Origin of the sequence: Burkholderia sp. S-53, from assembly GCF_025560745.1 — a bacterium.
Classification (GTDB): domain Bacteria; phylum Pseudomonadota; class Gammaproteobacteria; order Burkholderiales; family Burkholderiaceae; genus Burkholderia; species Burkholderia pyrrocinia.
This window is the reverse complement of the sequence record NZ_CP090483.1, coordinates 349,846-372,769: the sequence shown is the minus strand read 5'-3', so window position 1 is coordinate 372,769 and position 22,924 is coordinate 349,846. Positions and strand designations below refer to the sequence as shown.

Annotated in this window: 35 protein-coding genes; 2 read left to right on the top strand and 33 right to left on the bottom strand. The window is 61.2% G+C overall.

The features are described 5' to 3' along the window. Positions 1 to 112: 112 nt before the first annotated feature. Positions 113 to 772: a ribosome biogenesis GTP-binding protein YihA/YsxC gene (gene yihA, locus LXM88_RS06770; protein ID WP_047899588.1), complete on the top strand. Its 660-nt coding sequence runs from the start codon at positions 113 to 115 to the stop codon at positions 770 to 772. A gap of 253 nt (positions 773 to 1,025) precedes the next feature. After that, positions 1,026 to 2,024 carry a porphobilinogen synthase gene (gene hemB / locus LXM88_RS06765; protein WP_262540417.1) on the top strand — a complete coding sequence of 333 codons (999 nt, stop codon included), beginning with the start codon at positions 1,026 to 1,028 and terminating at the stop codon, positions 2,022 to 2,024. Positions 2,025 to 2,178: 154 nt separating this feature from the next. Here the strand turns inward: hemB and dsbD are convergent, their stop codons facing one another. From dsbD to fusA, 33 genes are all read right to left on the bottom strand, one after another. Next, the gene (gene dsbD, locus LXM88_RS06760; RefSeq protein ID WP_262540416.1) at positions 2,179 to 4,035 is read right to left on the bottom strand and encodes a protein-disulfide reductase DsbD; all 1,857 of its coding nucleotides are present in this window, start codon (positions 4,033 to 4,035) and stop codon (positions 2,179 to 2,181) included. Beyond that, complete coding sequence (gene cutA, locus LXM88_RS06755; RefSeq protein WP_262540414.1) at positions 4,028 to 4,354, bottom strand: divalent-cation tolerance protein CutA; 327 nt, start codon at positions 4,352 to 4,354, stop codon at positions 4,028 to 4,030. Before cutA ends, dsbD begins: the two co-directional genes overlap by 8 nt. A 216-nt stretch (positions 4,355 to 4,570) precedes the next feature. Then, positions 4,571 to 4,966 carry a 50S ribosomal protein L17 gene (gene rplQ / locus LXM88_RS06750; RefSeq protein WP_006477175.1) on the bottom strand — a complete coding sequence of 132 codons (396 nt, stop codon included), beginning with the start codon at positions 4,964 to 4,966 and terminating at the stop codon, positions 4,571 to 4,573. Between the two features lie 138 nt (positions 4,967 to 5,104). Then, entirely contained in the window at positions 5,105 to 6,082 is a 978-nt protein-coding gene (locus tag LXM88_RS06745; RefSeq protein WP_006477176.1) for a DNA-directed RNA polymerase subunit alpha, read from the bottom strand. A gap of 124 nt (positions 6,083 to 6,206) precedes the next feature. Further along, positions 6,207 to 6,830, bottom strand: a complete 624-nt coding sequence (gene rpsD, locus LXM88_RS06740) for a 30S ribosomal protein S4 (protein WP_124501696.1) — start codon at positions 6,828 to 6,830, stop codon at positions 6,207 to 6,209. Positions 6,831 to 6,984: 154 nt separating this feature from the next. Further along, on the bottom strand, positions 6,985 to 7,386 hold the full coding sequence (gene rpsK / locus LXM88_RS06735) for a 30S ribosomal protein S11 (RefSeq protein WP_004197937.1): 402 nt from the start codon (positions 7,384 to 7,386) through the stop codon (positions 6,985 to 6,987). Positions 7,387 to 7,414: 28 nt separating this feature from the next. Then, positions 7,415 to 7,780, bottom strand: a complete 366-nt coding sequence (gene rpsM / locus LXM88_RS06730; protein ID WP_047899584.1) for a 30S ribosomal protein S13 — start codon at positions 7,778 to 7,780, stop codon at positions 7,415 to 7,417. Positions 7,781 to 7,818: 38 nt separating this feature from the next. Then, a complete protein-coding gene (rpmJ, locus tag LXM88_RS06725) occupies positions 7,819 to 7,935 on the bottom strand; it encodes a 50S ribosomal protein L36 (RefSeq protein ID WP_004199844.1) in 117 nt (38 codons plus the stop codon). 20 nt (positions 7,936 to 7,955) lie between these two features. Next, entirely contained in the window at positions 7,956 to 8,174 is a 219-nt protein-coding gene (infA, locus tag LXM88_RS06720; RefSeq protein WP_004521905.1) for a translation initiation factor IF-1, read from the bottom strand. An 8-nt stretch (positions 8,175 to 8,182) separates the two neighbouring features. After that, a complete protein-coding gene (gene secY / locus LXM88_RS06715) occupies positions 8,183 to 9,532 on the bottom strand; it encodes a preprotein translocase subunit SecY (RefSeq protein WP_006482915.1) in 1,350 nt (449 codons plus the stop codon). Positions 9,533 to 9,574: 42 nt separating this feature from the next. Next, entirely contained in the window at positions 9,575 to 10,009 is a 435-nt protein-coding gene (gene rplO, locus LXM88_RS06710; protein WP_006482880.1) for a 50S ribosomal protein L15, read from the bottom strand. A 26-nt stretch (positions 10,010 to 10,035) separates the two neighbouring features. Next, a complete protein-coding gene (gene rpmD / locus LXM88_RS06705; RefSeq protein WP_006400644.1) occupies positions 10,036 to 10,218 on the bottom strand; it encodes a 50S ribosomal protein L30 in 183 nt (60 codons plus the stop codon). Positions 10,219 to 10,233: 15 nt separating this feature from the next. After that, positions 10,234 to 10,752, bottom strand: a complete 519-nt coding sequence (gene rpsE, locus LXM88_RS06700; protein ID WP_006482895.1) for a 30S ribosomal protein S5 — start codon at positions 10,750 to 10,752, stop codon at positions 10,234 to 10,236. A gap of 14 nt (positions 10,753 to 10,766) precedes the next feature. Then, positions 10,767 to 11,132, bottom strand: coding sequence for a 50S ribosomal protein L18 (gene rplR, locus LXM88_RS06695; protein ID WP_006477183.1), 366 nt, complete (start codon positions 11,130 to 11,132; stop codon positions 10,767 to 10,769). 12 nt (positions 11,133 to 11,144) lie between these two features. Continuing rightward, the gene (gene rplF, locus LXM88_RS06690) at positions 11,145 to 11,675 is read right to left on the bottom strand and encodes a 50S ribosomal protein L6 (protein ID WP_011350678.1); all 531 of its coding nucleotides are present in this window, start codon (positions 11,673 to 11,675) and stop codon (positions 11,145 to 11,147) included. A gap of 18 nt (positions 11,676 to 11,693) precedes the next feature. After that, entirely contained in the window at positions 11,694 to 12,089 is a 396-nt protein-coding gene (rpsH, locus tag LXM88_RS06685; RefSeq protein WP_034183605.1) for a 30S ribosomal protein S8, read from the bottom strand. A gap of 14 nt (positions 12,090 to 12,103) precedes the next feature. After that, a complete protein-coding gene (gene rpsN, locus LXM88_RS06680) occupies positions 12,104 to 12,409 on the bottom strand; it encodes a 30S ribosomal protein S14 (RefSeq protein WP_006482884.1) in 306 nt (101 codons plus the stop codon). Between the two features lie 7 nt (positions 12,410 to 12,416). Continuing rightward, positions 12,417 to 12,956 (bottom strand): 50S ribosomal protein L5, encoded by a 540-nt coding sequence (gene rplE, locus LXM88_RS06675; protein ID WP_006477186.1) that lies wholly within the window; start codon positions 12,954 to 12,956, stop codon positions 12,417 to 12,419. A 16-nt stretch (positions 12,957 to 12,972) separates the two neighbouring features. Next, positions 12,973 to 13,281: a 50S ribosomal protein L24 gene (rplX, locus tag LXM88_RS06670; protein ID WP_006477187.1), complete on the bottom strand. Its 309-nt coding sequence runs from the start codon at positions 13,279 to 13,281 to the stop codon at positions 12,973 to 12,975. A gap of 9 nt (positions 13,282 to 13,290) precedes the next feature. Next, positions 13,291 to 13,659, bottom strand: coding sequence for a 50S ribosomal protein L14 (gene rplN / locus LXM88_RS06665; RefSeq protein ID WP_006482918.1), 369 nt, complete (start codon positions 13,657 to 13,659; stop codon positions 13,291 to 13,293). Positions 13,660 to 13,968: 309 nt separating this feature from the next. Next, positions 13,969 to 14,241 (bottom strand): 30S ribosomal protein S17, encoded by a 273-nt coding sequence (rpsQ, locus tag LXM88_RS06660; RefSeq protein ID WP_047899582.1) that lies wholly within the window; start codon positions 14,239 to 14,241, stop codon positions 13,969 to 13,971. Next, positions 14,238 to 14,432 (bottom strand): 50S ribosomal protein L29, encoded by a 195-nt coding sequence (rpmC, locus tag LXM88_RS06655; protein WP_006400652.1) that lies wholly within the window; start codon positions 14,430 to 14,432, stop codon positions 14,238 to 14,240. Before rpmC ends, rpsQ begins: the two co-directional genes overlap by 4 nt. A gap of 9 nt (positions 14,433 to 14,441) precedes the next feature. Next, complete coding sequence (gene rplP, locus LXM88_RS06650; protein ID WP_006482873.1) at positions 14,442 to 14,858, bottom strand: 50S ribosomal protein L16; 417 nt, start codon at positions 14,856 to 14,858, stop codon at positions 14,442 to 14,444. A gap of 2 nt (positions 14,859 to 14,860) precedes the next feature. Then, the gene (gene rpsC / locus LXM88_RS06645; RefSeq protein ID WP_006482899.1) at positions 14,861 to 15,661 is read right to left on the bottom strand and encodes a 30S ribosomal protein S3; all 801 of its coding nucleotides are present in this window, start codon (positions 15,659 to 15,661) and stop codon (positions 14,861 to 14,863) included. An 11-nt stretch (positions 15,662 to 15,672) separates the two neighbouring features. Then, entirely contained in the window at positions 15,673 to 16,002 is a 330-nt protein-coding gene (rplV, locus tag LXM88_RS06640) for a 50S ribosomal protein L22 (protein WP_004199272.1), read from the bottom strand. Between the two features lie 12 nt (positions 16,003 to 16,014). After that, positions 16,015 to 16,290 (bottom strand): 30S ribosomal protein S19, encoded by a 276-nt coding sequence (gene rpsS / locus LXM88_RS06635; RefSeq protein WP_004199273.1) that lies wholly within the window; start codon positions 16,288 to 16,290, stop codon positions 16,015 to 16,017. A 10-nt stretch (positions 16,291 to 16,300) separates the two neighbouring features. Next, positions 16,301 to 17,128: a 50S ribosomal protein L2 gene (gene rplB / locus LXM88_RS06630; RefSeq protein WP_006482900.1), complete on the bottom strand. Its 828-nt coding sequence runs from the start codon at positions 17,126 to 17,128 to the stop codon at positions 16,301 to 16,303. A 2-nt stretch (positions 17,129 to 17,130) separates the two neighbouring features. After that, positions 17,131 to 17,445, bottom strand: a complete 315-nt coding sequence (gene rplW / locus LXM88_RS06625) for a 50S ribosomal protein L23 (protein ID WP_004199275.1) — start codon at positions 17,443 to 17,445, stop codon at positions 17,131 to 17,133. Then, positions 17,442 to 18,062, bottom strand: a complete 621-nt coding sequence (gene rplD / locus LXM88_RS06620; protein ID WP_011350675.1) for a 50S ribosomal protein L4 — start codon at positions 18,060 to 18,062, stop codon at positions 17,442 to 17,444. The genes rplW and rplD overlap by 4 nt, the downstream gene beginning before the upstream one ends. Then, positions 18,062 to 18,712, bottom strand: a complete 651-nt coding sequence (gene rplC, locus LXM88_RS06615; RefSeq protein ID WP_006482922.1) for a 50S ribosomal protein L3 — start codon at positions 18,710 to 18,712, stop codon at positions 18,062 to 18,064. The genes rplD and rplC overlap by 1 nt, the downstream gene beginning before the upstream one ends. Positions 18,713 to 18,890: 178 nt before the next feature. Then, complete coding sequence (gene rpsJ, locus LXM88_RS06610) at positions 18,891 to 19,202, bottom strand: 30S ribosomal protein S10 (RefSeq protein ID WP_004199280.1); 312 nt, start codon at positions 19,200 to 19,202, stop codon at positions 18,891 to 18,893. Between the two features lie 286 nt (positions 19,203 to 19,488). Next, positions 19,489 to 20,679 carry an elongation factor Tu gene (gene tuf / locus LXM88_RS06605; RefSeq protein ID WP_017333531.1) on the bottom strand — a complete coding sequence of 397 codons (1,191 nt, stop codon included), beginning with the start codon at positions 20,677 to 20,679 and terminating at the stop codon, positions 19,489 to 19,491. 39 nt (positions 20,680 to 20,718) lie between these two features. After that, the gene (gene fusA / locus LXM88_RS06600; protein WP_262539851.1) at positions 20,719 to 22,821 is read right to left on the bottom strand and encodes an elongation factor G; all 2,103 of its coding nucleotides are present in this window, start codon (positions 22,819 to 22,821) and stop codon (positions 20,719 to 20,721) included. Positions 22,822 to 22,924 lie beyond the last annotated feature (103 nt).

The following is a 22,924-nucleotide window of genomic DNA, read 5'->3' as shown; positions in this document are numbered from 1 at the left end:
TGGCCTTCGGTAAAACCGTCGTATTGTACAATATCGTGTTGAAAGCTCCCGCGCCTATCGGGGCTACCCCGCCTCCACCAAGCGGCTCGCGCCGCCCGTCCTTCCGGTTCCCATGGCCTTTCTGCTCCATCAAGCCCGCTTCTACACGACCGTCAACCATCTGCGCGACCTGCCGCCGACGGTTCAGCCGGAAATCGCGTTCGCGGGCCGCTCGAATGCCGGCAAGTCGACGGCGATCAACGTGCTGTGCAACCAGAAGCGGCTGGCCTTCGCATCGAAGACGCCTGGCCGCACGCAGCATATCAACTACTTCTCCGTCGGCCCGGCCGCCGAGCCGGTCGCGAACCTCGTCGACCTGCCCGGCTACGGCTACGCGGAAGTGCCGGGCGCCGCGAAGGCGCACTGGGAAATGCTGCTGTCGTCCTACCTCGCGACCCGCTCGCAGCTCTGCGGCCTGATCCTGATGATGGATTCGCGCCGCCCGCTGACGGACCTCGATCGCCGCATGATCGAGTGGTTCACGCCGACCGGCAAGCCGATCCACACGCTGCTGACGAAGTGCGACAAATTGACGCGGCAGGAAAGCATCAACGCACTGCGGACCACGCAAAAGGGGCTGGATGCGTATCGCGACCAGGGCGTCCAGGGCAAGCTGACGGTCCAGTTGTTCTCCGCGCTGAAGCGCACGGGGCTCGACGACGCGCATGAGCTGATCGAGAGCTGGTTGCGACCGTCCGTCGCCGACGAAAAAAGCGAGCCTGTAGCACAATGATCGGGCAACGCGCGGCCGGGATCGGCGGCGCGCACCTGACGGCGCCTGCGGATTCGGCCGGCTCATAAAAAAACCCGCCGTTAAACGGCGGGTCAAACAGCCTAATCGAAAAACGACAGGCACCCGCTCAGGGAGGAGAAGCGGGGAGCAACACGCGACGCGTGCCGCTCGATCGCTATCATATACCAACGCTCCCGAAAATGACCTAAGGGTTCCGTAAGGTCCTTACTGCCCTGATTTCTGCCCAATCGCCATGAGCTTCCATCCGCTTCATCGTCCGCGCCGGATGCGCCGCGACGACTTCTCCCGGCGCCTGATGCGCGAAAACCGCCTGACCACCGACGACCTGATCTATCCGGTGTTCGTCGTCGAAGGCACCAACGAACGGCAGCCGGTGCCGTCGATGCCCGGCGTCGAGCGCGTGTCCGTCGATCTGCTGATGCATGTCGCCGAGCAATGCGTCGAACTCGGCGTGCCCGTGCTGTCGCTGTTCCCGGCCATCGAACCGCCGCTGAAAACGCCTGACGGCCGCGAGGCAGCCAATCCGGACGGCCTGATCCCGCGGGCGGTGCGCGAGCTGAAGAAGCGCTTCCCCGAACTCGGCGTGCTGACCGACGTCGCACTCGATCCGTATACGAGCCATGGCCAGGACGGCGTGCTCGACGAGAACGGCTACGTGATCAACGACGACACGATCGAGATCCTGGTCGATCAGGCACGCGCCCAGGCCGAAGCCGGCGTCGACATCGTCGCGCCGTCGGACATGATGGACGGCCGCATCGGCGCGGTCCGCGAGATGCTGGAAAGCGACGGCCATATCCATACGCGCATCATGGCCTACTCGGCGAAGTTCGCGTCGGCGTTCTACGGTCCGTTCCGCGACGCGGTCGGCTCGGCGTCCAACCTGGGCAAGGGCAACAAGATGACCTACCAGATGGATCCGGCGAACAGCGATGAAGCGCTGCGCGAAGTGCGCCTCGACATCGACGAAGGCGCCGACATGGTGATGGTCAAGCCCGGCATGCCGTACCTCGACATCGTGCGCCGCGTGAAGGACGAGTTTCGCTTCCCGACCTACGTGTACCAGGTAAGCGGCGAATACGCGATGCTGAAGGCCGCCGCGATGAACGGCTGGCTCGACCACGACAAGGTCATACTCGAATCGCTGCTCGCGTTCAAACGTGCGGGTGCCGACGGCGTGCTCACGTACTTCGCGCTCGATGCCGCGCGTCTGCTGAAAGCGCAACGCTGATCGCGCCGGCAGGCGAAAAGAAAAACGGCGGGACACCTCGGTGTTCCGCCGTTTTTTGTTTGCCGCCGATCGAAGCCGCGTGTCGACGTCGGGTCGTCACCTCATGCCGCGCGAGCGCCCCGGTGCACCACCGGTACGCACGCGGCAGACACCGTCATACCGTCGGGACAGCGGCCCGATCGAGACTGCGCAGGAACGTCTCGGCCGCCTGATAGCCGACCACGCGCCCGATTTCGTTGCCGCTGCGATCGAAGAAGATGATGCCCGGCGGCCCGAACAGGTTGAAGCGCTTGAGCAGCGCCTGGTCGTCCGGATTGTTCGCGGTGACATCCGCGCGCACGAGGTGAAGCTGCGCGAGCCGCGCCTGCACGCGCGGGTCGGTAAACGTCAGATGCTCCATCTCCTTGCAGCTCACGCACCAGTCGGCGTAGAAGTCGAGCATGACGGGCCGGCCCGATGTCTTCAGCAGCGCGTCGAGTTCGGCACTGGAGCGCACCGATGCGAACGCGGGCCCATCCTGCGCGGCAGCCGTGCCGGCCGCCGCCGCGGTACCGCCCGACACAACCGTGCGCGCCGCAAGTACGGCCAGCGGCTTGACGGGATCGGTCGATCCCGCAGCCAGGCCGACGAGCAGCGTCGCCGCCCAGATTGCAAGCGCGGCGCCCAGGCCGCGGCCCAGGCGGCGCCAGATCGACGCGGCGCCGGCGTTCGGTGTGAACAAGCCGAGCGCCGCGGCCGCGATGAGCAGCCACAACGCGGCGAGCACCATCTTCACACCGCCCGCGAGCACGGGCCACACGATCCATAGCGCGGCCGCGAGCAGCACGATGCCGAAGAACACCTTTACGCCATCCATCCATGCGCCCGCGCGCGGCAGCACCGTCCCGGCACCGACACCGACGACGAGCAGCGGTACGCCAAGCCCCAGCCCCATCGCGAACAGCGCCGCACCGCCGAGCAGCGCATTGCCGGTATGTGCGATGAAGGCGAGCACCGCGAACAGCGGAGCCGTCATGCATGCGCCGACGACCAGCGCCGACAATGCGCCCATCGCCGCGACCGCGACGAAGTGGCCGCCCTGGCGCGCACTCGATTTCTCCGACGCGCCATTCTGCCAGCGCTCGGGAAGCGCAATGTCCTTGCCCGAAATCAGCGATACGGCGAATGCGGCAAGCAGCACGCCGAACGCGCCGAGCACCCACGGGTTCTGCAGCCACGCGCCGAGACTCTGGCCGACCAGCGCCGCGACGATGCCGAGCACCGTGTAGACCAGCGCCATGCCGACCACGTAGGTCAGCGACAGCGCGAAGCCGCGTGCATGCGTCGCGCGCGTGCCCTGGCCAATGATGATCGCGGACACGATCGGAATCATCGGGTACGAACAGGGCAGGAGGCTCAGCACGACGCCCGCGACGAAATACAGCGCGACGATCGTGAAGAACCCGTGCCCTTCGAGCAGCGACTGCGCGAATTCGGCGCTCGTGACCTTGTCGAACCAACTGCCTGCGGCAGCCGTTGCGACGGACGACGATGCGGCTGCGCCCAGCGCGGCGCCGCCGACCTTCACGACGTGCTCCGCCGGCGGATAGCAGATCCCTTCGTCCGCGCACCCCTGCGACGTCACCGCGAGCTCGAACGGCCCCGACGCCTGCTTGACCGGCACGTGCACCACGACTTCGTCACGATAGGTCTCGACGTTCTTCTGGAACGTCTGGTCGAACTTCACGTGGCCGGCCGGCAATTGGGGCTCGCCGAGCGTCGCCTGCCCGCTCTTCACCGCGAACGCGAATCGCTCGCGATACAGGTAATAGCCGTTCGCGACCTTGAAGCGGACGTCCACCTGTCCCGGCGATTCGCTCGCGCTGAACTTGAACGCAACCGACGGATCGAGGAAATCGTCGGCCGCGCGCGCGACGGACAAGCCGCCCAGCACGAGCACGAACGACAACAGGACTGCAAGAAACCGCAGCGCGCGCACGCGCACGGGGGGAAGCGCCATACCGTTAAACATGAAATAGACGTTGAGTTTCGCTGGTCACCCACTGGCCGTACGCGGCCGAAGCCGTCGCCTGCCACGAGACGATTTCGGGCGTCTCGTACGGATGATGCGCGAGAATAAATCGCTCCAGTTCGAGCGCCCGCACGGGGCTCGTCTTGAACAGCAACTGGATCTCGTCGGCCGTTTCGACCTTGCCCTGCCAGTGATAGCGCGACTTGATCGCGCCGAGTTCCGACACGCACGCGGCAAGCCGCGCGTCGAGCACGCCGTCGGCGAGCGCCGTGGCCGTCGCCGCGTCGGGCACCGTCGTCAGCATCAGCACCACTATCATCTGCGCCCTCCTGGCTGGTCTACCGGTTCCTGCCGACGTGCATTTTGCCGACCCAGGGCCCGCGCCGGATTCCTAATATCGTAACGCAGCCGACGCAACGCTGCCGGTGCCGGTGCCGGTGCCGGCCTGCGACAATCGATCGCAGCCGGCATCTCAAAAACAAAAAGGGCCAAGCAATCGCTCGGCCCCTTTCAGATACTGCTGCGTACCGGAAGCTTATTCAGCTTCTTGCACGTTTTCCGTTTCGTCGACTTCCGGACGGTCGAGCAGCTCGACCAGTGCCATCGGTGCGTTGTCGCCCACGCGGAAGCCGAACTTCAGCACGCGCAGGTAGCCGCCCGGACGGTTCGCGAAACGCGGACCGAGCACGTCGAACAGCTTCGCCACCGAGTCACGATCGCGCAGGCGGTTGAACGCCAGGCGACGGTTTGCCAGCGACGGCTTCTTGCCGAGCGTGATCAGCGGCTCGACGACTTTACGGAGTTCCTTCGCCTTCGGCAGCGTCGTCTTGATGACTTCGTGCTCGATCAGCGAGTTGGACATGTTACGGAGCATAGCCAGACGGTGGCTGCTCGTGCGGTTCAGTTTCCGCAGACCATGACGATGGCGCATTTCAGTTTCCTTGATTCAAAGTTTTGATCCAGCTCTTCTATCGCACCTCGGAGGGTGCACGGGCCGGTAGCGAAAAAAAGCAAGATGCGGATTTTAAAGGAAAATCCGCATCTTTGCCAACTACAGCAACAACCGGGCTTACTTGTCGAGACCAGCCGGCGGCCAGTTCTCGAGCTTCATGCCCAGCGTGAGACCGCGCGAAGCGAGCACTTCCTTGATCTCGTTGAGCGACTTGCGACCGAGGTTCGGCGTCTTCAGCAGCTCGTTTTCCGTGCGCTGGATCAGGTCGCCGATGTAGTAGATGTTCTCGGCCTTCAGGCAGTTCGCCGAACGAACCGTCAGCTCGAGATCGTCCACCGGACGCAGCAGGATCGGATCGATCTGCGGTGCGCGCGACGGTGCCTCGGCAGCCGTTTCCGTGCCTTCCAGCGCCGCGAACACGGACAGCTGGTCGACCAGGATGCGGGCCGATTGACGGATCGCTTCTTCCGGCGTGATCACGCCGCTCGTTTCGATGTTCATCACGAGCTTGTCGAGGTCGGTACGCTGCTCGACACGTGCGCTTTCGACTGCGTAGCTCACGCGGCGAACCGGCGAGAACGATGCGTCGAGGACGATGCGGCCGATGATCTTGGCCGTGTCTTCACCATAGCGACGGACGTTGCCGGGCACGTAGCCGCGACCCTTCTCGATCTTGATCTGAACGTCGAGCTTGCCGCCCTTCGACAGGTGCGCAATCACGTGATTCGGGTTGATGACTTCGCAATCGTGGGCCAGCTCGATATCGCCGGCCGTGACGACGCCTTCGCCTTCCTTGCGCAGCGTAACCGTCACTTCGTCACGGTTATGCAGCTTGAACACCACGCCCTTCAGGTTCAGCAGCAGGTTGACGACGTCTTCCTGCACGCCATCAAGCGTCGAGTACTCGTGCACCACGCCCGCGATCGTCACTTCGGTCGGCGCATAGCCAACCATCGACGACAGCAGCACGCGGCGAAGCGCATTGCCCAAGGTATGGCCGTAACCGCGTTCGAACGGTTCCATGACCACCCTCGCGTGGTTCTCGCCAAGCGATTCCACGGCGATGATCTTGGGTTTCAGCAAACTGGTTTGCATGGGCTTTCCTTTTCAATACCCTCGGCTCGTTACACCGATAAGGCTGACCGGTAACAACCAGAAAATAAACAGCCGAGGCCCGTCCTTGCGCAACGCAATCGGGGTACCTCGGCCGTCAATCGGATTAACGCGAATACAATTCGACGATCAGGCTTTCGTTGATGTCGCCAGCGATGTCAACGCGTTCCGGCATTTGCTTGAACGTGCCTTCGAACTTCTTCGCATCGACTGCAACCCAGCTCGGCATGCCGCCTTGCTCGGCCAGCGACAGCGCTTCGACGATACGCGCCTGCTTCTTCGCCTTTTCGCGGATCGCGACGACGTCACCCGCCTTCACTTGCTGCGACGGGACGTTCGCGACGACACCGTTCACGGTGATCGACTTGTGGCTCACCAGCTGACGCGCTTCAGCGCGGGTCGAGCCGAAGCCCATGCGATACACGACGTTGTCGAGGCGCGACTCGAGCAGTTGCAGCAGGTTTTCACCCGTGTTGCCCTTGCGGCGGTCGGCTTCAGCGAAGTAGCGGCGGAACTGACGCTCCAGCACGCCGTAGATGCGCTTGACCTTCTGCTTTTCGCGCAGCTGCGTACCGTAGTCGGACGTACGTGCGCCCGAGGTACGACCGTGCTGACCCGGCTTGCTGTCGAGCTTGCACTTGTCGGCGAGCGAGCGGCGCGCGCTCTTCAGGAACAGGTCGGTGCCTTCACGGCGGGACAGCTTGGCTTTGGGGCCGATATAACGTGCCACTTTGCATTCCTTTATCAATCAGTCACGCGGATCGAAATCCGCGCTAGTCCGCTCCCTTTGGGGCGAACGGTGGGCTTAGTCAATCAAAAAAGCAACGCCCGTCGACGCTACGCGGCGACAGGCAATGCGCTAGCACTAACGTGCCAGCACATTCTTAGATACGACGACGCTTCGGCGGGCGGCAGCCGTTGTGCGGAATCGGGGTGACGTCCGAAATCGCGGTGATCTTGATGCCGAGGCCATGCAGTGCGCGCACTGCCGACTCACGACCCGGGCCCGGGCCCTTGATCCGCACTTCCAGATTCTTCACGCCGTATTCCATCGCGACGCGGCCAGCCGACTCGGCTGCGACCTGGGCAGCGAACGGCGTCGATTTGCGCGAGCCCTTGAAGCCCTGACCGCCCGACGTCGCCCATGCCAGTGCGTTGCCTTGGCGATCGGTGATCGTGATGATCGTGTTGTTGAACGACGCGTGGACGTGAACCACACCTTCAGCGACGTTCTTCTTAACCTTCTTGCGAACGCGTTGCGCCGCGGTGTTCGAAGCCTTAGCCATTACGTTTTCCTGTAACTGTCAGTTCCGCTTACTTCTTCAGCGCTTGCGCTGCACGACGCGGACCCTTGCGGGTACGTGCGTTCGTACGCGTACGCTGACCGCGCATCGGCAGGCCCTTGCGATGACGGACGCCACGGTAGCAACCGAGGTCCATCAGGCGCTTGATGTTCATCGTCACTTCACGGCGCAGATCGCCTTCGACGACAAACTTGCCCACTTCTTCACGCAGCTTTTCGAGATCTGCGTCGGTCAGGTCCTTGACCTTCTTCGAGAATTCCACGCCAGCTGCCGCGCAGATGCTGCGCGAGCGCGTGCGGCCGACACCGAAGATTGCCGTCAGGCCAATCTCGGTATGCTGGTGATTCGGGATGTTAACCCCTGCGATACGAGCCATTGTTTTTCCTCAAACAAAAAGCGCAAACAAACGCGCGGTCAGCCTTGGCGCTGCTTGTGGCGCGGATCCGAGCTGCAGATCACGCGAACGACGCCTTTGCGCTTGATGATCTTGCAATTGCGGCAAATGCGCTTAACCGATGCCATCACTTTCATGATAATACCCTTTTTTCAAATCACTTCGCCCGGAACACGATCCGCGCACGAGACAGATCGTAAGGCGTCAACTCAACCGTCACCTTGTCGCCGGGCAGAATGCGGATGTAGTGCATCCGCATCTTTCCGGAAATATGCCCCAACACGACATGGCCGTTTTCCAGCTTCACACGGAAGGTCGCATTCGGGAGGTTTTCGATCACCTCACCTTGCATCTGGATTACATCGTCTTTGGCCATAGTCCTTATTAACGCATTGGGATGTTGCCGCCCTTGAAGTTAGCCTTCTTGAGCAGCGACTCATACTGTTGCGACATAACGTACGACTGCACCTGCGCCATAAAGTCCATCGTGACGACGACAATGATCAGCAGCGACGTTCCACCAAAATAAAACGGCACGTTCCAGCGCAGCACCAGGAATTCCGGCAGCAGACACACGAAGACGATGTAGATCGCACCGGCCAGCGTCAGACGCGTGAGGATGCGGTCGATATATCGTGCGGTCTGATCGCCCGGACGGATGCCCGGAACAAACGCGCCGCTCTTCTTCAGGTTGTCCGCGGTTTCCCTGCTGTTGAACACCAGTGCGGTGTAGAAGAAGCAGAAAAACACGATTGCCAGCGTGTACAGCAGCACATAGACCGGCTGGCCCGGCTTCAGCGCTTCCGCAACGTTATGCAACGTATTGGAAATCCAGCTTCCCGTCGGCTGACCGGTACTGAACCAGCCGAGAATCGTTGCCGGGAACAGGATGATCGACGATGCGAAGATCGGCGGAATCACGCCCGACATGTTCAGCTTCAGCGGCAGGTGCGACGACTGCCCACCGTAGATCTTGTTGCCGACCTGGCGCTTCGCGTAGTTCACGAGGATCTTGCGCTGACCGCGTTCGATGAACACGACCAGGTAAGTCACCGCGGCAATCAGAACGACGATGATGATCGCCGAAATGATGCTCATCGAACCCGTACGCACCAGCTCGAACAACCCACCGACGGCATTCGGGAACCCTGCTGCGATCCCGCCGAAGATGATGATCGAGATACCGTTGCCCAGACCACGCTCGGTAATCTGCTCGCCGAGCCACATCAGGAACATCGTACCGGTAACCAGCGTCACGACCGTCGTCAGACGGAACAGCATGCCGGGATCGGTGACGAGGCCCGGCTGGTTTTCCAGCGCAGCCGCGATACCGAACGCCTGGAAGGTCGCGAGCACCACGGTGAAATACCGCGTGTACTGCGTGATCTTCCGTTGCCCTGCCTGCCCTTCCTTCTTCAGCGCCTCGAGCTGCGGCGAGACGATCGCCAGCAACTGCATGATGATCGACGCCGAGATGTACGGCATGATCCCCAGCGCAAAGATCGTGAAGCGGGAAAGCGCGCCACCCGAGAACATGTTGAACATGCCCAGGATGCCGCCCGCCTGGCTCTGGAACAGCTTAGCCAGTTGATCCGGATCGATGCCCGGCACGGGAATGTGCGCGCCGATGCGATAGACGATCAGCGCCAGGAGCAGGAACATCGCTCGCCGACGCAGATCGCCGAATTTCGCCGTGCTTCGACCGGGTTTTGCAAGACTCGGGCTGTTAGCCAAGTACCTTCTCCGATGAATGCAAGTGACGACGCGCTACGCGTGTCACTCGGCGAACGAACCGCCAGCCGCTTCGATCGCAGCGCGCGCACCCTTGGTGGCACCGAGACCCTTCACGACGATCTTGCGCTTCAGTTCGCCCGTCGCGATGATCTTTGCGCTCTTCGTCAGCTCGCCGACCAGGCCGGCTTGCTTCAGTGCGAGCAGATCGATCTCGTCGACCGGCAGCTTCTCGAGGTCGCCCAGGCGCACTTCACCGACGAATTCCTTCGTCAGCGACGTGAAGCCGCGCTTCGGCAGACGACGTTGCAGCGGCATCTGACCGCCTTCGAAACCGACTTTGTGGAAGCCGCCCGAACGCGATTTCTGACCCTTGTGACCACGGCCAGCCGTCTTGCCGAGGCCCGAACCGATGCCACGGCCGACGCGACGCTTGGCGTGCTTGGCGCCAGCTGCCGGCTTCAGGTTATTCAATTCCATATCAACTCCTTGATCCGTAGGGCCGCTTACGCGATGACCTTAACGAGGTACGAGACCTTGTTGATCATGCCGCGGACCGCCGGCGTGTCCTGCAGCTCGCTGACCGAATTGAGTCGGCGCAGGCCCAGGCCACGCACGGTCGCGCGGTGCGATTCGCGGGTCCCGATCAGGCTCTTAACGAGCTGAACCTTGACAGTTTTTTCAGACATGGTGACCACCCGGGCTTAGCCCAAAATTTCTTCGACGGACTTGCCGCGCTTCGCCGCGATGTCTGCCGGGGTGGACTGCTTGCGCAGGCCGTCCAGCGTGGCGCGAACGAGGTTGTACGGGTTCGTCGAACCGTGGCTCTTCGCCACAACGTTCTGAACGCCCATCACGTCGAACACTGCGCGCATCGGGCCGCCGGCGATCACGCCCGTACCTGCCTTCGCCGGAGCGAGGAGGACGGCCGATGCGCCGTGCTTGCCGTGCACTTCGTGCTGCAGCGTGCCGTTCTTGAGCGGCACCTTGAACATGTTGCGGCGAGCTTGTTCCATTGCCTTCTGGACAGCGACCGGCACTTCCTTCGCCTTGCCCTTGCCCATACCGATGCGGCCATCACCGTCGCCAACCACGGTCAGTGCGGCGAAGCCGAGAATACGGCCACCCTTCACGACCTTGGTCACGCGATTGACCGAAATCATCTTTTCACGAAGGCCGTCGTCGCGCTCGTCAGCCTGAACTTTCGCTTGCATCTTTGCCATGACGAATTCCTTCCTTAGAACTTGAGCCCAGCTTCGCGAGCTGCCTCAGCCAGCGCTTTCACGCGGCCGTGGTAGCGGAAGCCCGAGCGGTCGAAGGCGACGGATTCGATGCCGGCGGCCTTTGCCTTCTCGGCAATACGCTTGCCGATCAGCGTCGCGGCGTTAACGTTGCCGCCCTTGCCCGACTTGTCGGCGAGCTCGGCGCGCACTTCTGCCTCGAGCGTCGACGCGCTGGCGAGCACCTTGGTGCCGCAGGGCGAGAACACTTGAGCGTAGATGTGCGTGTTCGTGCGATGCACGGCGAGACGCGCGACCTGCAGCTCAGCGATCTTGATACGCGTCTGGCGAGCGCGGCGCAGGCGAGATTGAGTCTTATCCATGATTGCGCACCCTTACTTCTTCTTCGTTTCTTTGAGGATCACAACCTCGTCGGAATAGCGCACGCCCTTGCCCTTGTAGGGCTCCGGCGGACGGTAACCGCGGACTTCCGCAGCCACTTGACCGACTTGTTGCTTGTTGATCCCCTTGATCACGATTTCGGTTTGCGTCGGGGTTTCAGCCTTGACGCCTTCCGGCATCTGGTGCACCACCGGGTGCGAGAAACCCAGCGACAGGTTCAGCTTGTCGCCTTGCGCTTGTGCACGGTAACCGACGCCAACCAGCGTCAGCTTGCGCTCGAAACCCTTGGTCACGCCGTGCACGGCATTCGCGATGATCGCGCGCATCGTGCCCGACAGTGCGTTTGCTTCGCGGCTTTCGTCGACCGGCGCCAGATTCAGCGTGCCGTCGTTGTTCGCCACGTTCACGAGCGGATTGATCGCTTGCGTGATGGTGCCCAGCGGGCCCTTGACGGTGATTGCACCGTCGGCCAGCTTGACTTCCGCGCCTTGCAGCGCGATCGGGCTCTTACCTACTCGAGACATGTTTCTCTCTCCTCGGCTTTAAGCGACGTAGCAGATGACTTCGCCGCCGACGCCGGTAGCGCGCGCCTTGCGGTCGGTCATCACGCCCTTCGGCGTCGACACGATTGCCACGCCGAGGCCATTCATGACCTGCGGAATGTCGTTACGGCCGCGGTAGACGCGCAGGCCAGGCTTCGACACGCGCTCGAGGCGTTCGATGACCGGACGGCCAGCGTAGTACTTCAGCGCGATGTTCAGTTCTGCCTTCGCGCCTTCAGCCTTAACCGCGAAATCGTCGATATAACCTTCGTCCTTCAGGACTTGCGCGATTGCAACCTTGACCTTCGACGAGGGCATCGCGACCGATACCTTCTCGACCATCTGCGCGTTGCGGATGCGAGTCAGCATATCGGCGATAGGATCACTCATGCTCATTTACGTTTCTCCTATTACCAGCTCGCCTTGGTCAGGCCAGGAATCTCGCCACGGAATGCGATTTCACGAATCTTGTTACGCGCGAGGCCGAATTTACGGAACGTGCCACGCGGACGGCCCGTGATCGCGCAGCGGTTACGCTGGCGGGTCGGGTTTGCGTTGCGGGGCAGTTGCTGCAGCTCCAGGCGTGCTTCGTAGCGCTCTTCTTCCGACTTGCTTTGGTCTTCGACGATCGCCTTCAGCGCTTCGCGCTTTGCTGCGAACTTCGCGACCAGGCGGGCGCGCTTCTTTTCACGTTCGATCAGTGCCAGTTTAGCCACGGTAACCTCAGTTTCTGAACGGGAACTTGAAGCTGGCGAGCAGTGCCTTTGCTTCGTCGTCGGTCTTCGCAGTCGTCGTGATGCTGATGTTCAGCCCACGCAGTGCGTCGATCTTGTCGTAATCGATTTCGGGGAAAATGATCTGCTCTTTCACACCGATGTTGTAGTTGCCACGGCCATCGAAAGCACGACCCGACACGCCGCGGAAGTCACGCACGCGGGGCAGGGCGACGGTCACGAAACGGTCGAGGAATTCATACATCGCCTGGCCGCGCAGCGTCACCATCGCGCCGATCGGGTAACCCTGGCGAATCTTGAAGCCTGCGATTGCCTTGCGTGCCTTCGTCACGACCGGCTTCTGACCAGCGATCTTCGTGAGGTCGCCAACGGCGTTCTCGATGATCTTCTTGTCAGCGATCGCTTCGCCAAGACCCATGTTCAGCGTGATCTTGGTGATGCGCGGCACTTCCATGACCGACTTGTAACCGAACTTCTCGATCAGGCCGGGCACAACCTTTTCTTTGTAAAACTCTTGAAAACGAGCCATTTTTTACTCCGCTGCGTCAGGCGCTCAGTACGGCACCGGTCGTCTTCAGGAAGCGAACCTTCTTGCCTTCCTCGACCTTGATGCCAACACGCGACGCCTTGCCATTCGCGTCGACCAGTGCGACGTTCGAAATATGCAGGGGCATCGTCTTCGCTTCCACGCCGCCCGTCGTACCCTTCATCGGGTTCGGCTTCACATGCTTCTTGACGAGGTTGATACCTTCAACCGTCACATGTTCAGCACCGACAGCCAGCACGACGCCGCGCTTGCCCTTGTCCTTGCCGGTAACGACGATAACCTCGTCACCCTTGCGAATCTTGTTCATCGCGACTCCTTACAGCACTTCCGGCGCCAGCGAAACGATCTTCATGAATCGTTCGCTACGCAGCTCACGCGTCACCGGCCCGAAGATACGGGTGCCGATCGGCTCGAGCTTGTTATTCAAAAGCACAGCGGCGTTGCCGTCGAACTTGATCAGCGAGCCGTCTTGACGGCGCACGCCCTTGGCGGTGCGAACCACCACGGCGTTGTAGATTTCGCCTTTCTTCACGCGCCCGCGCGGCGTTGCCTCTTTGACGCTCACCTTGATGATGTCGCCAATGCCGGCATAACGACGCTTCGAGCCGCCGAGCACCTTGATGCACAGGACTTCACGTGCACCCGTGTTGTCGGCTACTTCGAGCCGAGATTCGGTCTGGATCATGGTTTGTCTTTCCCAACTTAATCCGGATGCACCACCATGATGCATTCGGTCAGTCTTGGTCCCGTCAGCCAATCGGCTGCTTGGGTTGGAACAGCAGCGACGGCAAACGAAACCCGCCATCGCAATTCGGTGAATCTTTCAGACAGGCTGGCGCCAGTCCGCTTCCCCCACCAACTTCGCCCGCGACGGGGCTCCCATAAAGAGGGAAGACCAGGATTATAACAAATAACCCTGGTCACGCAAGCAAAAACTTTGCGATTTCAAGCACTTCGTGGAGAAGTGCTTGTTACTGCCTACTGCACGGCCCGCTTAGATGACGCGAGCTGCTTCGACGAGGCGCGACACCGCCCAGGCCTTCGTCTTCGAAACAGGACGAGTTTCCTGGATTTCGACGAGATCGCCTTCGTTGCAGGTGTTCGCTTCATCATGCGCGTGGTACTTCTTCGAGCGCACGACATACTTGCCGTAGATCGGGTGCTTGACGCGGTGCTCGATCAGCACGGTGACGGTCTTGTCCATCTTGTTGCTGACGACCCGACCGACCAGCGTCCGCTTCAGCGAGGTTTTCACGCTATCGTTCATTTCTGGTTCGCCTTCTGAGTCATGACGGTCCGCACACGTGCGATGTCGCGACGAACCTTCTTCAGCTGGCTCGTGTTCGTGAGCTGCTGGGTCGCGAGTTGCATGCGCAGGCCGAATTGCGCCTTCAGCAGGTCCGCCAGCTCCTTGTTGAGCGCGGCCTGGTCTTTCTGGAGAAGTTCGGAAGCCTTCATGTTTTCTCCTTAGGCGCCGAGCTGGCGCACGATGAATGCCGTCTTCAGCGGCAGCTTGGCTGCAGCCAGACGGAACGCTTCGCGTGCCAGTTCTTCGGTTACGCCGTCCATTTCATAGAGCATCTTGCCCGGCTGAATCTCGGCGACGTAGTACTCCGGGTTACCCTTACCGTTACCCATACGTACTTCGGCCGGCTTCTGCGAAATCGGCTTGTCCGGGAAGATCCGGATCCAGATGCGGCCGCCACGCTTGATGTGACGCGTCATTGCACGACGCGCCGCTTCAATTTGACGCGCGGTCAGACGACCGCGACCGATCGCCTTCAGGCCGAATTCACCGAACGACACTGCGTTGCCGCGCGTCGCCTTGCCGGTGTTACGACCCTTCTGCTCTTTACGATACTTCCTGCGTTTCGGTTGCAGCATCGTTATTCTCCAGTCTTGCCGTCTTCGGGCTTGCCGGCGCCACGGCGCGGTGCGCCACGGCGAGCACCCGGAGCGCCGCCTTCGCCGTCACGGCGCGGACGACGGTCGCCCGGACGCGCATTGCGACGCGGACGCTTGTCTTCGGCTACTTCTTCCACCACCGGTGCGTCGTTGCGGCCGAGCGTGTCGCCCTTGTACACCCACACCTTGACACCGATGATCCCGTAAGTCGTCTTCGCTTCCGAAGTCGCGTAGTCGATATCGGCACGCAGCGTGTGAAGCGGCACGCGACCTTCGCGATACCACTCCGTACGAGCGATTTCGATACCGTTCAGACGGCCTGCGCTCATGATCTTGATGCCCTGGGCACCCAGACGCATCGCGTTCTGCATCGCACGCTTCATCGCGCGACGGAACATGATCCGGCGCTCGAGCTGTTGCGTGATCGAGTCAGCGATCAGTTGAGCATCGGTTTCCGGCTTGCGGATTTCTTCGATGTTGACGTGGACCGGAACGCCCATGCGGCGTTGCAGTTCCGTCTTCAGCTGTTCGATATCCTCGCCCTTCTTGCCGATGACCACGCCCGGACGCGAGCTGTAAATCGTGATGCGCGCGTTCTTCGCCGGACGCTCGATGACGACCCGACCGACCGAAGCGTTCTTCAGCTTCTTCTTCAGGTACTCACGAACACCGATGTCTTCCTGAAGCATCGCCGCGAAATTGTTGTTGTTCGCGTACCAACGCGAAGCCCAATTGCGGCTGACAGCCAGGCGGAAGCCAGTCGGATGAATTTTCTGTCCCATCGTATGGCTCCTTAATTCCCGACCGTCACAGTGATGTGACAGGATTGCTTCTCGATGCGGTTACCGCGGCCCTTGGCGCGCGCGGTGAACCGCTTGAGCGATGCAGCCTTGTCGACGTAGATGCTCTTGATCTTGAGCTCGTCGATATCGGCGCCTTCGTTGTGCTCCGCATTCGCGATTGCCGACAGCACAACCTTCTTCACGATGCCAGCCGCCTTCTTCGGCGAGAACGTCAGAACGTTCAACGCCTTGTCGACCGGCAAACCGCGGATCTGGTCAGCCACAAGGCGCGTTTTTTGCGCCGAGATGCGGGCACCGCGATGAATTGCTTTCACTTCCATCTTGATTGCCCCTTATTTCTTGGCCTTCTTGTCGGCTGCGTGACCCTTGAACGTACGGGTCAGTGCGAACTCGCCAAGCTTGTGGCCGACCATGTTTTCCGAGATGTACACCGGAACGTGTTGACGGCCGTTGTGAACAGCGATCGTCAGGCCGATGAAATCCGGCAGAATCGTCGAGCGACGCGACCAGGTCTTGATCGGCTTTTTGTCGCGCGAAGCTGCAGCCGCCTCAACTTTCTTCAGCAAATGGGCGTCGCAGAACGGACCTTTTTTAACAGAACGTGCCATTGCCTACTCCTTAACGCTTGTGACGGCGCTGGACGATCATCGTCGTCGTGCGCTTGTTGCTGCGGGTGCGATAACCCTTAGCCGGCGTACCCCACGGGCTCACCGGGTCGCGACCTGCAGCCGTCTTGCCCTCACCACCACCGTGCGGGTGATCAACCGGGTTCATCGCAACGCCACGCACCGTCGGGCGGATACCGCGCCAGCGGTTCGCGCCAGCCTTGCCGATCTGGCGCAGGCTATGCTCTTCGTTGCCGACTTCACCGATCGTTGCACGGCACTCGATGTGCACGCGGCGGATTTCGCCCGAACGCAGGCGAACCTGCGCGTAGACGCCTTCGCGCGCCAGCAGCATGGCCGACGTGCCAGCCGAACGCGCCATTTGCGCGCCCTTGCCCGGCAGCATCTCAATGCAGTGGATCGTCGTACCGACCGGAATGTTGCGGATCGGCAGCGTGTTGCCTGCACGGATCGGCGCTTCCGAACCCGACATCAGCTGTTGGCCGACAGTCAGGCCCTTCGGGGCGATGATGTAGCGACGCTCGCCGTCTGCGTAGAGCACCAGCGCGATGTTCGCGCTGCGGTTCGGGTCGTACTCGAGACGCTCGACCTTTGCCGGGATGCCATCCTTCGTGCGACGGAAATCGACGATACGATAGTGCTGCTTGTGACCACCGCCCTTATGGCGCGTGGTGATGCGGCCGTTGTTGTTACGGCCGGCGGTCGAGCTCTGCGAGTCGAGCAGTGCCGCGAACGGCTTGCCCTGGTGCAGATTCTTGTTGACCACCTTGACCATCGCGCGGCGACCCGGCGAAGTCGGTTTAACTTTAACGATTGCCATGATTACTTGGCCTCCGCTTCAAAGTTGATTTCCTGGCCGGGCTTCAGGCAAACGTACGCCTTCTTCACGTCCTTGCGGCGGCCCATCGAACGGCCAAAGCGCTTCTGCTTGCCCTTCTGAACCAGCACGTTGACGGAGTCAACTTCAACCTTGAACAGCAGCTCGACAGCCGCCTTCACTTCCTGCTTCGTGGCATCCGGCGCGACTTCGAACACGACTTGCTCGTTCTTGTCGGCAACCAGCGTCGCCTTTTCCGAGATCACCGGTGCGAGCAGGACCTGCATCAAACGATGATCGTTCTTGCGAATCTCGCTCATGACAGCAACTCCTCGATCTGGGCGACCGCAGCCTTCGTGACCAGGACTTTCTTGAAGTAGATCAGCGACAGCGGGTCAGCGTAGCGCGGCTCGACAATTGCCACGTGCGGCAGGTTGCGCGAAGCCAAGTACAGGTTTTCGTCAACCGTGTCGGTGATGATCAGCACGGAGTCGAGACCCATGGTCTTGAATTTTTCGGCCAGCAGCTTGGTCTTCGGCGCTTCGAGGATGATGTCCTCGACGACCGACAGACGGCCTTCACGGGCCAGCTGCGAGAAGATCGAGCAGAGACCTGCGCGATGCATCTTCTTGTTGACCTTGTGCGAGAAGTTTTCTTCCGGCGAGTTCGGGAAGATACGACCACCGCCACGCCACAACGGGCTCGACGACATACCGGCACGAGCACGGCCCGTACCCTTCTGGCGCCACGGCTTCTTGGTGGTGTGCTTGACCTGCTCGCGGTCCTTCTGCGCGCGGTTACCCTGGCGAGCATTCGCCTGGTAAGCGACGACGACCTGGTGGATCAGCGCTTCGTTGTAGTCACGACCGAACACGACGTCCGATGCGTTGACCACTGCACCTTCCTGACCATTTTCGTTCAGGAGCTTGAGTTCCATTATTTCGCCCCCTTGGTCTTGACGGCCGGCGTGACAAAAACCTTGCCGCCCTTCGCGCCCGGAATCGCACCCTTGACGAGCAGCAGCTTGCGCTCTGCGTCGATACGAGCGATTTCGAGGTTCTGCACCGTCACGGTCACATCACCCATGTGACCCGTCATGCGTTTACCCGGGAACACGCGACCCGGATCCTGCGCCATACCGATCGAGCCCGGCACGTTGTGCGAGCGCGAGTTACCGTGCGTGGCACGGCCGGAGGAGAAGTTGTAACGCTTGATCGTACCGGCGTAGCCCTTACCGATCGACACGCCTTGCACGTCGACCTTCTGGCCCACTTCGAAAAGATCTGCACCGACCACGGCGCCATTCGACAGCTCGGCTGCCTTGGCCGCGTCAATGCGGAATTCCTTGAGGATTTCACCGGCTTCGACACCGGCTTTGGCGAGATGACCTGCCAGCGGCTTCGTCACGCGCGAGGCGCGGCGGGAGCCGAATGCAACCTGCACGGCCGTGTAGCCGTCGGTTTCAACAGTCTTGATCTGCGTCACGCGGTTGTCCGACACGTCCAGCACGGTGACGGGAATCGAATCCCCTTCAGCCGTGAAGATACGGGTCATGCCAACCTTGCGACCTACGAGTCCAAGGCTCATCATTTTCTCCATTCCCGACTGCGATTGGTCGGGGCTGATTTACAAAATGCCGGGCACGCAAGGCCCAACTTTTTTACGCGAATACGCGAAAAGCCAAGCAGTATAGCCCGACCTCTCGATTTCCGCAAGCAATACAAAGACTTAGCACCGCCCGGCAAGCCGGTCGGCGCCGGAAGCCTTACTGCAGCTTGATTTCCACGTCGACGCCAGCCGGCAGATCGAGCTTCATCAGCGCGTCAACCGTCTTGTCGGTCGGATCGACGATGTCCATCAGGCGCTGGTGGGTGCGGATTTCGAGCTGATCGCGCGACGTCTTGTTGACGTGCGGCGAACGCAGGATGTCAAAACGCTGAATACGCGTCGGCAGCGGCACCGGGCCACGGACGATTGCGCCAGTCCGCTTCGCGGTATCGACGATCTCGGCAGCCGATTGATCGATCAGACGATAGTCGAAAGCCTTCAGGCGAATGCGGATTTTCTGTTGCTGCATGACGATTCCTTGAAAAGAGCGAGGCGATGTTGCATCGCCGGACACTAAAAGAACGTGAAACATGACGCCTGCGGGGAGCGAGACATCAGGTTCCGGACAGTACTTCCACTGCTAAGCCCGCGATTCTACACGAAATTCCGGAGCGGTGGCGCGAGTTTCTCGATCCGCGCAACCGCGCGCCGGAAAAACAAAACCGGGTGCCAGCGCAAGCTGGACACCCGGTTTCGGCGGCACAACTGCATACCGCGGAATCGCGGACCCCGTCGGGATCCGCGGATCGTCGATGTTACTCGATGATCTTGGCGACGACGCCGGCGCCGACGGTACGGCCACCTTCGCGGATTGCGAAGCGCAGACCTTCTTCCATCGCGATCGGAGCGATCAGCTTCACCGTGATCGACACGTTGTCGCCCGGCATCACCATTTCCTTGTCCTTCGGCAGCTCGATCGAGCCCGTCACGTCCGTCGTACGGAAGTAGAACTGCGGACGGTAGTTGTTGAAGAACGGCGTGTGACGGCCGCCTTCGTCCTTGCTCAGCACGTACACTTCAGCCGTGAAGTGCGTGTGCGGCGTGATCGAACCCGGCTTCGCCAGAACCTGGCCACGCTCCACGTCTTCACGCTTCGTGCCGCGCAGCAGGATACCGACGTTGTCGCCTGCCTGACCTTGGTCCAGCAGCTTGCGGAACATTTCCACGCCCGTGCAGGTCGTCTTCACCGTCGGCTTGATACCGACGATTTCGATTTCTTCGCCGACCTTCACGATGCCGCGCTCGACACGACCCGTCACCACCGTACCACGGCCCGAGATCGAGAACACGTCTTCCACCGGCATCAGGAACGCGCCGTCAACTGCACGCTCCGGCGTCGGGATGTACGTGTCCAGCGCGTCGGCCAGGTTCATGATCGCCACTTCACCCAGCTCGCCCGTGTCGCCTTCCAGCGCCAGCTTCGCCGAACCCTTCACGATCGGCGTGTCGTCGCCCGGGAAGTCGTACTTCGACAGGAGTTCGCGAACTTCCATCTCGACCAGCTCGAGCAGTTCTGCGTCGTCCACCATGTCGCACTTGTTCAGGAACACGATGATGTACGGAACGCCAACCTGACGCGCCAGCAGGATGTGCTCACGCGTTTGCGGCATCGGGCCGTCTGCTGCCGAGCAAACCAGGATCGCGCCGTCCATCTGTGCCGCGCCCGTGATCATGTTCTTCACGTAGTCAGCGTGGCCCGGGCAGTCGACGTGTGCGTAGTGGCGGTTAGCCGTTTCGTACTCGACGTGTGCCGTGTTGATCGTGATGCCGCGCGCCTTTTCTTCCGGTGCCGCGTCGATCTGGTCGTACGCCTTCGCTTCGCCGCCGAACTTCTTCGTCAGAACCGTCGTGATCGCTGCCGTCAGCGTCGTCTTGCCGTGGTCAACGTGACCAATCGTACCAACGTTCACGTGCGGCTTGGTCCGCTCGAATTTACCTTTTGCCATGATTCTCTTCTTTCAAAAATAATTGGTTGTGACCGCGATTTACTTCGACTTGGCGCTGATGATCGCTTCAGCAACGTTCTTCGGAGCTTCAGCGTAGTGCTTGAATTCCATCGTGTACGTTGCGCGACCCTGCGTCAGCGAGCGCAGCGACGTGGAGTAGCCGAACATTTCCGACAGCGGAACTTCAGCGCGCACGATCTTGCCGCCGCCGACCATGTCATCCATACCCTGGATGATGCCGCGACGACCCGACAGATCGCCCATCACGTTGCCCATGAAGTCTTCCGGCGTTTCCACTTCCACAGCCATCATCGGCTCGAGCAGAACCGGATCCGCGCGGCGCATTGCTTCCTTGAACGCCATCGAACCAGCCATGCGGAACGCATTTTCGTTCGAGTCGACGTCGTGGTACGAACCGAACGTCAGCGTGACCTTCACGTCGACGACCGGGAAGCCTGCCAGCACGCCGCTCTTCAGCGTTTCCTGGATACCCTTGTCAACCGACGGAATGTATTCACGCGGAATCACGCCGCCCTTGATCGCGTCGATGAACTCGTAGCCCTTGCCCAGTTCGCTGCGCTCGAGCGTGATGACCGCATGGCCGTACTGACCGCGACCGCCCGACTGCTTGACGAACTTGCCTTCGACGTCCGCGGCCGACTTGCGGATGGTTTCGCGATACGCAACCTGCGGCTTGCCGACAGTCGCTTCCACGCCGAATTCACGCTTCATCCGGTCAACCAGAATTTCGAGGTGGAGCTCGCCCATGCCCGAAATGATCGTTTGACCCGATTCTTCGTCGGTCTGCACGCGGAACGACGGATCTTCCTGAGCGAGACGGTTCAGCGCCAGGCCCATCTTTTCCTGGTCAGCCTTCGTCTTCGGCTCGACCGCCTGCGAAATCACCGGCTCCGGGAAGACCATGCGTTCGAGCACGATCGGATGTGCCGGATCGCACAGCGTGTCGCCCGTGGTCGCTTCCTTCAGGCCGACCGCTGCAGCGATGTCGCCCGCGCGCACTTCCTTGATTTCCTCGCGCTGGTTCGCGTGCATCTGCAGAATACGGCCGAGACGTTCCTTCTTGCCCTTGGTCGCATTGAGCAGCGTGTCGCCCGAATTGACGACGCCCGAGTAGACGCGGAAGAAGATCAGCTGGCCGACGAACGGGTCGGTCATGATCTTGAACGCGAGCGACGAGAACTTCTCGTCGTCGGAAGCACGACGCTCCGTCTTCTCGCCGTTTTCGAGTTCGCCCGTAACCGGCGGAATGTCGACCGGCGACGGCAGGAAGTCGATCACGGCGTCGAGCATACGCTGCACGCCCTTGTTCTTGAACGCGGTACCGCACAGCATCGGCTGGATTTCGCACGCGATCGTACGGTCACGCAGACCCTTCACGATCTCGTCTTCCGTCAGCGAACCTGCTTCCAGGTACTTGTTCATCAGGTCTTCGCTCGACTCGGCAGCCGCTTCGACCATCTTTTCACGCCACTCGCTGCACGTGTCGGCGAGTTCCGCCGGGATGTCGACGTAGTCGAACTTCGTGCCTTGCGACGCTTCGTCCCAAATGATCGCCTTCATCTTGATCAGATCGACGACGCCCTTGAAACCTTCTTCCGCACCGATCGGCACCACGACCGGAACCGGGTTCGCCTTCAGGCGCAGACGGAGCTGGTCGTAGACCTTGAAGAAGTTCGCGCCGGTACGGTCCATCTTGTTGACGAACGCGAGACGCGGCACCTTGTACTTGTTCGCCTGGCGCCACACCGTTTCCGACTGCGGCTGCACGCCGCCCACTGCGCAGTACACCATGCACGCGCCGTCGAGCACGCGCATCGAGCGCTCCACTTCGATCGTGAAGTCGACGTGGCCCGGGGTGTCGATGATGTTGATGCGGTGTTCCGGATAGTTGCCGCCCATGCCCTTCCAGAAGGCCGTGGTAGCAGCGGACGTGATCGTGATGCCACGCTCCTGTTCCTGCTCCATCCAGTCCATCGTGGCTGCGCCGTCGTGGACTTCACCGATCTTGTGGTTCACACCGGTGTAAAACAGAATGCGCTCGGTCGTCGTCGTCTTGCCGGCGTCGATGTGAGCGCTAATACCGATATTGCGGTAGCGCTCGATAGGAGTCTTGCGAGCCACTTTGATCCTCTACTGGGATGGCGCGACGCAGCCCTGCTGCATCGCGCTTCAACACAAACGGGCGAGGCGCCTGAAAAGCGCACCCGCCCGGAATTTATTTCCG

Excerpts from the sequence above, each read along its gene's own strand:
- yihA (WP_047899588.1), top strand. The coding sequence starts at position 113 with ATGGCCTTTCTGCTCCATCAAGCCCGCTTCTACACGACCGTCAACCAT.
- hemB (WP_262540417.1), top strand. The coding sequence starts at position 1,026 with ATGAGCTTCCATCCGCTTCATCGTCCGCGCCGGATGCGCCGCGACGAC.
- dsbD (WP_262540416.1), bottom strand. The coding sequence starts at position 4,035 with ATGTTTAACGGTATGGCGCTTCCCCCCGTGCGCGTGCGCGCGCTGCGG.
- cutA (WP_262540414.1), bottom strand. The coding sequence starts at position 4,354 with ATGATAGTGGTGCTGATGCTGACGACGGTGCCCGACGCGGCGACGGCC.
- rplQ (WP_006477175.1), bottom strand. The coding sequence starts at position 4,966 with ATGCGCCATCGTCATGGTCTGCGGAAACTGAACCGCACGAGCAGCCAC.
- LXM88_RS06745 (WP_006477176.1), bottom strand. The coding sequence starts at position 6,082 with ATGCAAACCAGTTTGCTGAAACCCAAGATCATCGCCGTGGAATCGCTT.
- rpsK (WP_004197937.1), bottom strand. The coding sequence starts at position 7,386 with ATGGCTAAGGCTTCGAACACCGCGGCGCAACGCGTTCGCAAGAAGGTT.
- rpsM (WP_047899584.1), bottom strand. The coding sequence starts at position 7,780 with ATGGCTCGTATCGCAGGGGTTAACATCCCGAATCACCAGCATACCGAG.
- rpmJ (WP_004199844.1), bottom strand. The coding sequence starts at position 7,935 with ATGAAAGTGATGGCATCGGTTAAGCGCATTTGCCGCAATTGCAAGATC.
- infA (WP_004521905.1), bottom strand. The coding sequence starts at position 8,174 with ATGGCCAAAGACGATGTAATCCAGATGCAAGGTGAGGTGATCGAAAAC.
- rplO (WP_006482880.1), bottom strand. The coding sequence starts at position 10,009 with ATGGAATTGAATAACCTGAAGCCGGCAGCTGGCGCCAAGCACGCCAAG.
- rpmD (WP_006400644.1), bottom strand. The coding sequence starts at position 10,218 with ATGTCTGAAAAAACTGTCAAGGTTCAGCTCGTTAAGAGCCTGATCGGG.
- rpsE (WP_006482895.1), bottom strand. The coding sequence starts at position 10,752 with ATGGCAAAGATGCAAGCGAAAGTTCAGGCTGACGAGCGCGACGACGGC.
- rplR (WP_006477183.1), bottom strand. The coding sequence starts at position 11,132 with ATGGATAAGACTCAATCTCGCCTGCGCCGCGCTCGCCAGACGCGTATC.
- rplF (WP_011350678.1), bottom strand. The coding sequence starts at position 11,675 with ATGTCTCGAGTAGGTAAGAGCCCGATCGCGCTGCAAGGCGCGGAAGTC.
- rpsH (WP_034183605.1), bottom strand. The coding sequence starts at position 12,089 with ATGAGCATGAGTGATCCTATCGCCGATATGCTGACTCGCATCCGCAAC.
- rplE (WP_006477186.1), bottom strand. The coding sequence starts at position 12,956 with ATGGCTCGTTTTCAAGAGTTTTACAAAGAAAAGGTTGTGCCCGGCCTG.
- rplX (WP_006477187.1), bottom strand. The coding sequence starts at position 13,281 with ATGAACAAGATTCGCAAGGGTGACGAGGTTATCGTCGTTACCGGCAAG.
- rplN (WP_006482918.1), bottom strand. The coding sequence starts at position 13,659 with ATGATCCAGACCGAATCTCGGCTCGAAGTAGCCGACAACACGGGTGCA.
- rpsQ (WP_047899582.1), bottom strand. The coding sequence starts at position 14,241 with ATGAACGATAGCGTGAAAACCTCGCTGAAGCGGACGCTGGTCGGTCGG.
- rpmC (WP_006400652.1), bottom strand. The coding sequence starts at position 14,432 with ATGAAGGCTTCCGAACTTCTCCAGAAAGACCAGGCCGCGCTCAACAAG.
- rplP (WP_006482873.1), bottom strand. The coding sequence starts at position 14,858 with ATGCTGCAACCGAAACGCAGGAAGTATCGTAAAGAGCAGAAGGGTCGT.
- rpsC (WP_006482899.1), bottom strand. The coding sequence starts at position 15,661 with ATGGGACAGAAAATTCATCCGACTGGCTTCCGCCTGGCTGTCAGCCGC.
- rplV (WP_004199272.1), bottom strand. The coding sequence starts at position 16,002 with ATGGAAGTGAAAGCAATTCATCGCGGTGCCCGCATCTCGGCGCAAAAA.
- rpsS (WP_004199273.1), bottom strand. The coding sequence starts at position 16,290 with ATGGCACGTTCTGTTAAAAAAGGTCCGTTCTGCGACGCCCATTTGCTG.
- rplB (WP_006482900.1), bottom strand. The coding sequence starts at position 17,128 with ATGGCAATCGTTAAAGTTAAACCGACTTCGCCGGGTCGCCGCGCGATG.
- rplW (WP_004199275.1), bottom strand. The coding sequence starts at position 17,445 with ATGAGCGAGATTCGCAAGAACGATCATCGTTTGATGCAGGTCCTGCTC.
- rplD (WP_011350675.1), bottom strand. The coding sequence starts at position 18,062 with ATGGAACTCAAGCTCCTGAACGAAAATGGTCAGGAAGGTGCAGTGGTC.
- rplC (WP_006482922.1), bottom strand. The coding sequence starts at position 18,712 with ATGAGCCTTGGACTCGTAGGTCGCAAGGTTGGCATGACCCGTATCTTC.
- rpsJ (WP_004199280.1), bottom strand. The coding sequence starts at position 19,202 with ATGCAGCAACAGAAAATCCGCATTCGCCTGAAGGCTTTCGACTATCGT.
- tuf (WP_017333531.1), bottom strand. The coding sequence starts at position 20,679 with ATGGCAAAAGGTAAATTCGAGCGGACCAAGCCGCACGTGAACGTTGGT.